The sequence below is a fragment of the Archangium violaceum Cb vi76 genome, assembly GCF_000733295.1.
Taxonomy (GTDB): Bacteria; Myxococcota; Myxococcia; order Myxococcales; family Myxococcaceae; genus Archangium; species Archangium violaceum.
In genome coordinates, this window is sequence record NZ_JPMI01000012.1 from 1 (window position 1) to 1,025 (window position 1,025).

The window sequence follows — 1,025 nt, forward strand, 5'->3', positions numbered from 1 at the left end:
GGGGTCTTCGGTACGCCGAGTGGGCAGGGCCGAGGACCAGAGGCCGTGCGCATGGGGAGGACATGGGGTTCAAGGGTGTGCGGAGCCGAGCGATGGCCATGGGACGCAAGTCCCCGCGAGAGCTCGAGGCATGAATGAGACAGGGGCACGACCTGGAGTGCCAGAAAGCCGCGGCTGTGCATGACAGAGCGCCTGGCTCCGCTGCTCTGCTCGCCGGGTTGCAGTCGAATCTGTCGGCGCTCCGGGGCTAGGCCCCAGTTGCCTGCTTCTGCTGCGAAGGGCTACGCCGCTACTGGCAGGGGCGGAGTGAACTCCATGCCCCCGCAGCACAGCAGTATCATCGCCCGGAGTGCCTTGGGATTGCGGAAGCCATAGGCGCGGCGGATGAGGGCTCGAATCTTGTTGTTGATTCCCTCCACCACTCCGTTGCTCAGCCCCGTCTCCACGTAGGCGAGAATGCCGTCCTTGTGCCGCTGGACTGTCTTCGCCAGCTTCGCGAAGGGGGCGAGCCTGGAGCGGCTGGCCCATTGGCACCACTCGTCCAGGTGCTTCGAGGCCCGCGTGGGCTGCACGTAGTCCATGCCCCGGGCCAGGCTCTCCTTGAGCAGATAGGCCCGGTAGAGCGTCTGGTTCGTCTTCTTCAACTGGCTGAGCTTCTCTTCCTGGCGCACCGTCAGGTTCCACGGATTCTTCAGCAGCGCCCAGCGGCTGTGTTTGAGCGCCTTGCCCTCCGGGCTCCCCGCCTGCTCGCGCACCTCTTGCCGGCGCACCGTGTCCAGCGCTTCGTTCGCCAGCTTCTGCACGTGGAACCGGTCGAACACCTTGCGCACGTGTGGAGCCCGGTTGCCCACCGCCTTGCTGAAGGCCGCCGACAGGTCCATCGTCGCGTGCGTCAACTCCTTCGTCCTCTCCTCTCCCAGCTCGTCGAAGAAGCCGTTGAGCGTCTCTTCGTTCTTCCCCTCCGCCACCCAGACGACTCGCGAGCGCAGGTGGTCCACCACCAGACTCACGTACTGGTGCCCGGC

The 1,025-nt window shown here is 65.9% G+C and carries 1 protein-coding gene; it reads right to left on the minus strand.

Annotation, left to right across the window (positions count from 1 at the left end):
• Positions 1-281 precede the first annotated feature (281 nt).
• Positions 282-1,025 (minus strand): ISL3 family transposase (locus tag Q664_RS02905; RefSeq protein WP_152621876.1); only part of this gene is annotated, 744 nt, incomplete at its 5' end.